The sequence below is a fragment of the Kitasatospora sp. NPDC091257 genome, assembly GCF_044757675.1.
In the GTDB taxonomy this organism is placed as follows: Bacteria; Actinomycetota; Actinomycetes; order Streptomycetales; family Streptomycetaceae; genus Kitasatospora; species Kitasatospora lactacystinica.
Genome location: NZ_JBIVVI010000266.1, coordinates 1 through 8,536, shown reverse-complemented (window position 1 = coordinate 8,536; position 8,536 = coordinate 1). Strand labels below are relative to the sequence as shown.

Annotated in this window: 6 protein-coding genes; all 6 read left to right on the top strand. The window is 75.6% G+C overall.

What is annotated here, in order from left to right; genetic code table 11:
* The coding region (locus ACIQOV_RS15060; protein WP_401048703.1) for a pseudouridine synthase at positions 1–830 on the top strand (830 nt) is incomplete at its 5' end.
* A 54-nt stretch (positions 831–884) separates the two neighbouring features.
* On the top strand, positions 885–2,060 hold the full coding sequence (locus tag ACIQOV_RS15055; RefSeq protein ID WP_401048702.1) for an FAD-dependent monooxygenase: 1,176 nt from the start codon (positions 885–887) through the stop codon (positions 2,058–2,060).
* A 57-nt stretch (positions 2,061–2,117) separates the two neighbouring features.
* Complete coding sequence (locus ACIQOV_RS15050; protein WP_401048700.1) at positions 2,118–2,639, top strand: MarR family winged helix-turn-helix transcriptional regulator; 522 nt, start codon at positions 2,118–2,120, stop codon at positions 2,637–2,639.
* 115 nt (positions 2,640–2,754) lie between these two features.
* Positions 2,755–3,315 carry a hypothetical protein gene (locus ACIQOV_RS15045; protein WP_401048698.1) on the top strand — a complete coding sequence of 187 codons (561 nt, stop codon included), beginning with the start codon at positions 2,755–2,757 and terminating at the stop codon, positions 3,313–3,315.
* Positions 3,312–4,178, top strand: coding sequence for an NmrA family NAD(P)-binding protein (locus ACIQOV_RS15040; protein WP_401048697.1), 867 nt, complete (start codon positions 3,312–3,314; stop codon positions 4,176–4,178). Before ACIQOV_RS15045 ends, ACIQOV_RS15040 begins: the two co-directional genes overlap by 4 nt.
* Positions 4,179–4,568: 390 nt before the next feature.
* The gene (locus ACIQOV_RS15035; RefSeq protein ID WP_401048696.1) at positions 4,569–8,522 is read left to right on the top strand and encodes a Pls/PosA family non-ribosomal peptide synthetase; all 3,954 of its coding nucleotides are present in this window, start codon (positions 4,569–4,571) and stop codon (positions 8,520–8,522) included.
* The last annotated feature ends 14 nt before the right edge of the window (positions 8,523–8,536 follow it).

Genomic DNA, 8,536 nt, shown 5'->3' with positions numbered 1-8,536 from the left:
GCCCCTGGTCGACGGTGCGGGACCACCTGGTGGACCGGCTGCCCGCCGTCCCGGCCGAGCGGATCGACGCGGCCCTGCGGGACGGCGAGATCGTCGGCGAGCACGGCCCCGTCGCCCCGGCGGAGCCGTTCCGGCCCGGCGCCCACCTCTGGTTCCACCGGGACCGGCCCGAGGAGGTGCGCGTCCCCTTCGAGCTGGTCGTGCTGCACCGCGACGAGCACCTGGTGGTCGTCGACAAACCGCACTTCCTGGCCACCACCCCGCGCGGCCGGCACGTGGCCGAGACGGCGCTGTCCCGGCTGCGGCACAGCCTCGACCTGCCCGCGCTCAGCCCCGCCCACCGCCTGGACCGGCTCACCGCGGGCCTGGCCATGTTCGTCGTCCGCCCGGAGGACCGCGGCGCCTACCAGACGCTGTTCCGGGACCGCCTGGTGCGCAAGGAGTACCGGGCGATCGCCGCGTACGACCCGGAGCTGAGCCTGCCGCGTACCGTGCGCAGCCACATCGTCAAGGAGCGCGGGGTGATCGCCGCGCGGGAGATCGACGCCCCGCCGAACAGCGAGAGCCGGATCGACCTGCTGGAGCGCCGCGACGGCCTGGCCCGCTACCGGCTGCGGCCGCTGAGCGGGCGCACCCACCAGCTGCGGCTGCACATGTGCGGCCTCGGACTGCCGATCCTCGGCGACCCGGTCTATCCGGTGGTGCTGACCGAGCCGGCCCCGGACGACTTCCGCGGCCCGCTGCAGCTGCTCGCCTCGACCGTCGAGTTCACCGACCCGCCACCCCGGCCCGCCACCTCGGCCCGCGTCCGTCCGCCGACAGCCCCGTAGTACGCTCTTTCTACAGCTGTAGAAGACAGCGCGGCGACACGGGAAGGACCGGGCATGAGCAGCAACAGCGCGGTGGTGGTCGGGGGCGGCATCGGCGGACTGGCGGCCGCCATCGGGCTCCGGCTGGCGGGGTGGGACGTGACCGTGGTCGAGCGGGCGGACGTCCTGGAGGATGCGGGCGCCGGCATCTCCCTGGCCGCCAACGGGATGCGCGCGCTCGCGGCCCTGGGGGTCGGCGAGGCGGTCGAGGCGGCCGCCCGCCGCCAGTACACCGGCGGCACCCGGACCCCGGACGGCCGCCGGCTCGCCGCGATGGACGGCGCGGCGCTGGAGCGCGAGCTGGGCGCCCCGATCGTCGGGATCCGCCGCGCGGCCCTGCACCGCGTCCTGCGCGAGGCGCTGCCCGCCGCCTCCCTGGTCGTCGGCTCCGAGGTGACGGAGGTGGACACCACGCGACCGTTACGGGTCCGGGCCGGCTTCGGCGGCACGACACTGGAGGCCGACCTCCTGGTGGCCGCCGACGGCGTCAACAGCCGTCTCCGGCGCCGCCTCTTCCCCGACCACCCCGGCGCCGCCTACAGCGGTTCGACGGTGCTGCGGGCGATCACCGAGCGTCCGGTCGACGGCCTGGAGGCCGACTTCGAGCTGACCTGGGGCCACGGCGCCGAGTTCGGCCACATCGCCTTCCCGGACGGCACCGCCGAGTGGCACGCGGTCCTGAACGCCCCGGCCGGGGTCCGCTACCGGGACCCGCTGACCGAGGTCCGCCGCCGCTTCGCCCGCTGGCACGAGCCGATCCCCTCGCTGCTGGCCGCGACCCGACCGGAGGCGGTGCTGCACCACGACGTCAACGAGCTGGCCACGCCGCTGCCGTCCTACGTGTCGGGCCGGATCGCGCTGCTCGGCGACGCGGCGCACGCCATGACGCCCCACCTCGGCCAGGGCGCCTGCCAGGCGCTGGAGGACGCGGTGACCCTGGCGGCGGCGCTCACCGGGGCCCGGACGGTCGAGGGCGCGCTCGCGCGTTACGACGCGGCCCGCCGCCCGCGCAGCCAGACCGTGGCCCGCGATGCCCGCCGGGCCGGCCGGATGGGCCAGCAGCTCGCCCAGCCGCTGGCGGTCGGCCTGCGCAACGCCGCGATCCGGCTCACCCCGCCCGGCGCGATGGTCCGGACCGTCCTGCGGCACGCCGACTGGACGCCACCCAGGATCGCTCCCCGTGCCGCCTAGGCATCAGTCCGTGGTTCGACTTGACCGGGAATCAGGTTAGGCACCATATTACTTCTTGTGACCCAGCACCCCGAGGGTGGCCCCACGGCCCCCAGCCTCGATCAGGCCCGCCGCCAGATCGCCCGCTACGGCCTCGCGGCCGACCCGCAGGCGATCCTGGTAGCGGCCCGGCTGATGGCGGCGGGCGCCAGGATCGGCCAGGCCGGCGAGGTGCACTTCGGCCGCTTCGGCCTCTCCACCGGCCGCTACCGGCTACTGGCGGACCTGGAGGACCACGGCGGCGAGAAGTCGCCCTCCCAGCTCGCGGCGAGCCTCGGCGTCTCCCGGGCGACCGTGACCGGCCTGGTCGACGGTCTGGAGCGGGAGGGCCTGGTGGCCCGCCGGCCGTCCACCGAGGACGGCCGCGGCAACGTGGTGATCCTCACCGCGCGGGGCGCCGACAAGCTGCGGGAGCTGGCCCCCGCGCACTTCACCCGGATGCAGGCACTGGTCGAGGGCCTTTCCGTCGAGGAGCGCGCCACCTTCCTGGACCTGCTGGCCCGGGTGGTCGCGGGCATGGACGCACTCACCGAGGACTGATCCGACCCCCGGCGGGCCGCCGAATGGTGGCCCGCCTCCCTTCAGCCCCACTAGTTAGGCACCTAAGCACAAATACTTAGGCACCTAACCACAAGCGAGAGGAAGAACCGACCCCATGAGCAAGAAGGCCCCGGGCGCTCCCCCGCCCTTCGTCCTGTGGCGCGAGGTCCTGGTCGCCTACGTCATGCCCGCCGCCATGGCCGGGACCGGCGGAGCCGTCACCGGCCAGCCGCAGCTGGTGGCCGCCGCGCTCACCACCATCGGCGGCACCTCCGCCCTGGTGGCCGCCGCACTCGGCGCCGTGCTGCGCCGCCGCCCCGTCCGCACCCGGCCCGCCCGGACCCCTCGCCCGCTCGCGGCCGCCGCCCTCGGCCTGGTCGCCGCCGCCCTCGGCCTGGCGGTCGGCCTCGCCGCCGCCCGCTGGCTGCCGCACGTCCCGGCCCTCGCCGACAGCCCCTGGCCGCGCCGGCTGCCGATCGACCTGCCGGTCTCCTCGGCGATCGCCGCCACCATCACCACCTGGCACTGGCGCGGCAGCCGCCCGGCCCGCACGGCGCAGCACCGGCTCCCCGCCGCACCCCAAGCCGGAACCGCGCCCCGACCCGGAACCGCATCCCAGCCCGGAACCGCACTCCACCCCGGAATCGCACCCCATCCCGAAAGGCAGACGTCATGATCGTCATCATGGGCGCCGGTGGCGCCACCGGCGGCGCCACCCTGCGCAGCCTCGCCGCCCTCGGCGCACCGAGCCGCGCCCTCAGCCGCGACCCCGCCCGGTTGGCCGCCGCCCTCGACGAGCACACGCTCACCCGGACCGCCACCCTCCCGGCCGACGCCGCCGACCCTGCCTCCCTGCGTACGGCGTTCCGCGGTGCGCACCAGCTTTTCCTCACCATGGCCAACGGCCCGCAGCAGGTCCAGTACGAGCTGAACGCGATCGAGGCCGCGGTGGACTGCGGCGTGGAGCACATCGTCAAGGTCTCCGCGCCCGCCGCCGAGCCGGACTCGCCCGTCGCCGTCTCGCGCGGCCACCATCTGATCGAGGAGCGGCTGCGCTCCTGCGGCATCACCACCACCGTCCTGCGGCCGTACGCGTTCATGCAGAAGCTGCTGCTCCTGGCGCCCGGCATCGCCGCCGCCGGGGTGGTGCACGGCGCGATGGGCCAGGCGCGGTGCAACTACGTGGACGCCCGGGACATCGGGGACGCCGCGGCCGAGGTGCTCACCCGTCCCGAGCTGGCCGGCGGCACCTACCCGCTCACCGGCGGGCGGGCCTACAGCTACCCGGAGCTCACCGCACTACTGGGCGAGCTGCTCGGCCGGCCGGTCCGCTACCTCGACCTGAGCCCGTCCGACCTGCACGCCCACCTGGTCGGCCGGGCCGGGATGCCGCCCTGGCTCGCCACCCACGTGGTGGAGATCCAGCAGCTCGCGGTGGTCCGCAAGGAGACCCCGGACGGCTCCTTCCTTGGCCTCACCGGACGCGCCCCGCGTACCCTGGAGGCCTTCCTCGGCGAGAACCTGCACCGGTTCCGCTGACCACCGTGCAGGACGGCGGGCCGGGCCCGGACCGGAGAAATCGGCCCGGGAGACCCGGCCCGCCGCCTCCCGCCACCCGAAGGGAGCAGGAATCGCTGTGGCATGGATCACGGTCGGAAAATCGACCTGACGATCCGTCAATTCTACTGACGCCCCATCACTTCCACATCAAGAGGCGTCAGTTATTGACTGACGTTCTGTCAGATTCGGCCATTTGGGCGCCAGTTGGGCCGAGTGTCCGCTCCTGTCCGCTCGCCGCCCCGGGACTACCATCGGTCAGGTTGTCCGCTCCGGCCCCGGAGTGGGGTCACCCGATCAGGCGGTGCTCCCACCGCCCCAGGGGCCGGGCATCGGTCGGAACGGGGCGAGGACGAGGAGCGCACGGCTGCCATGACAGCTGAACCGAGCCACCCTGAGCAGTACGCCACGCCACCGCAGCAGCCCACCCAGGCCGCACCGCCCGCGCCACCGCAGCCGGAACCGGAACCGGAACCAGAGCCGCAGCCCCAGCAGGCCCACGCCCTGTTCCCCGGCCGCCCGGCCGCCGCCCCGCGCACCCTGGTCGACGTGCTGGACGCCACCGTGCGCGCCCACCCCGACGAGCCCGCCCTGGACGACGGGCACACCGTGCTCAGCTACCGCGCGCTGGCCGCCGAGGTCGAGCAGCTGCGCCGCCGGCTGGCCGCCGTCGGGATCGGCCCGGGCGACCGGGTGGGCGTGCGCGTGCCCTCCGGCACCAACGACCTCTACGTCTCGATCCTCGCGGTGCTCGCCGCCGGCGCCGCCTACGTCCCGGTGGACGCCGAGGACCCGGACGAGCGCGCCGAGCTGGTCTTCGGCGAGGCCGCCGTCGCCGCCGTGCTCGGCGCCGACCGCGGCCTGGCGACGACCGGCGAGCGCGCTCCCGCCCTGGAACGCCGCCCCACCCCGGCCGACGACGCCTGGATCATCTTCACCTCCGGGTCGACCGGCAAGCCCAAGGGCGTGGCCGTCACCCACCTCAACGCCGCCGCCTTCGTGGACGCCGAGGCCGCGCTCTTCCTCCAGGAGGAGCCGATCGGCCCCGGTGACCGGGTGATGGCCGGCCTCTCGGTCGCCTTCGACGCCTCCTGCGAGGAGATGTGGCTGGCCTGGCGGCACGGCGCCTGCCTGGTGCCGGTTCCCCGCTCCCAGGTGCGCAGCGGCGCCGACCTCGGCCCCTGGCTGGCCGAGCAGGAGATCACCGTCGTCTCCACCGTCCCGACCCTGGCCGCGCTGTGGCCGGCCGAGGCGCTCAACGAGGTGCGGCTGCTGATCTTCGGCGGCGAGGCCTGCCCGCCCGAGCTGGTGCAGCGCCTGGTCACCGAGGGCCGCGAGGTGTGGAACACCTACGGCCCCACCGAGGCCACCGTGGTCGCCTGCGCCGCCCTGCTGACCGGCGAGGGCCCGGTGCGGATCGGCCTGCCGTTGGACGGCTGGGACCTCGCCGTGGTGGACGAGGCCGGTGTGCCGGTCGCCCCCGGCGGCACCGGACAGCTGGTGATCGGCGGCGTGGGCCTGGCCCGCTACCTCGACCCGGAGAAGGACGCCGAGAAGTACGCGCCGCTGCCCTCGCTCGGCTGGGAGCGCGCCTACCGCAGCGGTGACCTGGTCCAGGCCGACCCGGCCGGTCTGCTCTTCCTCGGCCGCACCGACGAGCAGATCAAGCTGGGCGGCCGCCGGATCGAGCTCGGCGAGGTCGACGCGGCCCTGCAGGCCCTGCCCGGTGTGGCGGGCGCGGCGGCCGCCGTGCGGACCGCGCGCGGCGGCAACCAGCTGCTGGTCGGCTACCTGGTGGTCCAGGACGGCTTCGACCGCGAGCAGGCCGTCGAGCGGCTGCGCGCCGAGCTGCCGGCCGCCCTCGTGCCGCTGCTGGCGACCGTCGAGACCCTGCCCACCCGGACCTCCGGCAAGGTCGACCGCAACGCCCTGCCCTGGCCGCTGCCGGAGCTGGAGAACGCCGGCCCGAGCGAGGAGCTGTACGGCACCGAGGCCTGGCTGGCCGAGCAGTGGTCGGAGATCCTCGGCGTCCGGGTCGGCGGCCCGCGCGACGACTTCTTCGCGATCGGCGGCGGCAGCCTGGCCGCCGCCCGGCTGACCACCCTGCTGCGCACCCGCTACCCGAGCGCGGCCGTGCTGGACATCTACCAGCACCCGACGCTGCGCAAGCTCGCCCGACACCTGGAGCGCACCGCCGGCGAGAGCACCGAGGCCCGCACCGTCGCCCTGGTGCCGACCAGGGCCAAGCTGCTCCAGCTGTTCCTGCTGGTCCCGCTGTTCACCGTGGTCGGCCTGCGCTGGACGGTCGCCCTGCTGGCCGCCGGGAACCTCCTCACCCACCTCGGCGACTTCCCGTGGGCCCCCACCGCCTCCTGGTGGTGGGTCGGCGCGGGCGCGCTCGCGCTGTACACCCCGCCGGGCCGGCTGGCCCTCGCGGCGGGCGGCGCCCGGCTGCTGCTGCGCGGCGTGCGCCCGGGCAGCCACCCGCGCGGCGGCTCGGTCCACCTGCGGCTGTGGACCGCCGAGCGGCTCACCGAGCTGAGCGGCGCGGACTCGCTGTCCGGCGCCTGGCTGGTGCGCTACGCCCGGGTGCTGGGCGCCAAGGTGGCGCCCGAGGTGGACCTGCACTCGCTGCCGCCGGTCACCGGGATGCTGAAGCTGGGCCGCGGCTGCGCGATCGAGGCCGAGGTGGACCTGTGCGGCTACTGGCTGGACGGCGACCGGCTGCTGATCGGCCAGGTCAAGATCGGTTCCGGTGCGGTGGTCGGCACCCGCTCGACCCTGCTGCCCGGCGCCCGGGTCGGCAAGCGCGCCCAGGTGGCGGCCGGCTCCAGCGTCACCGGCCAGGTGCCGACCGGCCAGCGCTGGGGCGGCGCGCCCGCCGTCAAGCTGGGCCGCGCCGAGCGCACCTGGCCCAAGGACCGCCCGGTCCGCCGGGCCCGCTGGGCCTCGCTGTACGGCGCCAGCGGTGCCGTGCTCGGCCTGCTCCCGGTGCTGCCCTCGCTCGCCGCGCTGGCCGTGCTCTCCCGCTTCGTCGACCAGGCCGCGGCCCTCGGCCCGGCGCTCGGCGGCGCGCTGCTCGGCCTGCTGCCCGCCACGCTGGCGTTCGGCGCGGTGTACGCGGCGCAGCTGGTGGTGCTGGTCCGGCTGCTGAGCATCGGCCTGGTGCCCGGGACGCACCCGCTGCACGGCCGGGTGGGCTGGCAGGCGTGGACCGTCACCCAGCTGATGGACCGGGCCCGCGAGGTGCTGTTCCCGCTCTACGCCGGACTGGTCACGCCGCTGTGGCTGCGCGCCCTCGGGATGCGGGTCGGCCGGGGCGCGGAGGTGTCCACGGTGCTGGCGCTGCCCAGCCTGACCACGGTCGGCGACGGCGCGTTCCTGGCCGACGACACCCTGATGGCCCCGTACGAGCTGGGCGGCGGCTGGGTGCGGCTCGGCGAGGCGAAGGTCGGCGAGCGGGCGTTCCTCGGCAACTCGGGGATGACCGCGCCGGGCCGCTCGGTGCCCAAGCGCGGCCTGGTGGGCGTGCTGTCGGCGACGCCGGCGAAGGCGAAGAAGGGCGGGTCGTACCTGGGCATGCCGCCGATGCGGCTGCCGCGCTCGGCGGACCAGGCCGACCAGAGCCTGACCTACGAGCCGCCGGCCCGGCTGCTGTGGGCGCGCGGGCTGGTCGAGGTGGGCCGGCTGGTGCCGGTGCTGGCCTCGGCGGCGCTGGGTCTGCTGACCGTGGCGGCGCTGTCCTGGCTGGCGGCCGGCTCGCCGCTGACCGCCGCGCTGCTGTCCGGCCTGGTCCTGCTGGCGGCCGGCGCGGTGGCCTGCGCGGTCGCGGTGGCGGCCAAGTGGCTGCTGGTCGGGCGGTTCCGCGCGGTGGAGCACCCGCTGTGGAGCGGTTTCGTGTGGCGCAACGAGCTGGCGGACACCTTCGTGGAGATGCTGGCCGTGCCGTGGCTGGTCGGCGCGGTGCCCGGCACCCCGGTGCTGAACCTGTGGCTGCGCTCGCTCGGCGCGCACGTCGGGCACGGCGTCTGGTGCGAGAGCTACTGGCTGCCGGAGGCGGACCTGGTCACCCTCGGCGACGGGGTCACCATCAACCGCGGCTGCGTGGTGCAGACACACCTCTTCCACGACCGGATCATGCGGATGGATACTGTGGTCCTCCGCGAGGGCGCCACCCTGGGCCCGGGCGGCATCGTGCTGCCCGGCAGCACGGTGGGCGCGCGCAGCACGCTGGGCCCGGCCTCGCTGGTGATGCGCGCCGAGTCCGTCCCCGCCGACACGCGGTGGCTGGGCAACCCGATCGAGGCGTGGCAGACCACGTCGTGACCACCTCCCCGTCC

Bases quoted from the DNA above. Each gene is read 5' to 3' on its own strand.
- ACIQOV_RS15055 (WP_401048702.1), top strand. From the start codon at position 885: ATGAGCAGCAACAGCGCGGTGGTGGTCGGGGGCGGCATCGGCGGACTG.
- ACIQOV_RS15045 (WP_401048698.1), top strand. From the start codon at position 2,755: ATGAGCAAGAAGGCCCCGGGCGCTCCCCCGCCCTTCGTCCTGTGGCGC.
- ACIQOV_RS15040 (WP_401048697.1), top strand. From the start codon at position 3,312: ATGATCGTCATCATGGGCGCCGGTGGCGCCACCGGCGGCGCCACCCTG.
- ACIQOV_RS15035 (WP_401048696.1), top strand. From the start codon at position 4,569: ATGACAGCTGAACCGAGCCACCCTGAGCAGTACGCCACGCCACCGCAG.